Annotated in this window: 2 tRNA genes; both read right to left on the minus strand. The window is 47.3% G+C overall.

Features of this window, described 5'->3' with window-relative positions:
• Positions 1-83: 83 nt before the first annotated feature.
• Positions 84-159, minus strand: a tRNA-Lys gene (locus QMZ64_RS23075).
• 35 nt (positions 160-194) lie between these two features.
• Positions 195-270 (minus strand) — tRNA-Thr (locus QMZ64_RS23080).
• Positions 271-366: the final 96 nt, after the last annotated feature.

Raw genomic sequence — 366 nt, forward strand, 5'->3', positions numbered from 1 at the left:
TGAAGGGACTCGAACCCCCACGCCGTAAAGACACTAGATCCTAAGTCTAGCGCGTCTGCCAATTCCGCCACACCCGCATAAATTGGTGAGCCATGAAGGACTCGAACCTTCGACCCTCTGATTAAAAGTCAGATGCTCTACCAACTGAGCTAATGGCTCTTTAAAAGAGACTTATATATTATATCATAAAAAAGTGGTGCCGGCAAGAGGACTTGAACCCCCAACCTACTGATTACAAGTCAGTTGCTCTACCAATTGAGCTACACCGGCTTAATCAACAAAATATTATAATGGTGGAGGATGACGGGATCGAACCGCCGACCCTCTGCTTGTAAGGCAGATGCTCTCCCAGCTGAGCTAATCCTC

The organism is Bacillus sp. LB7 (assembly GCF_030449715.1).
GTDB classification, from domain to species: Bacteria; Bacillota; Bacilli; order Bacillales; family Bacillaceae; genus Bacillus; species Bacillus paralicheniformis.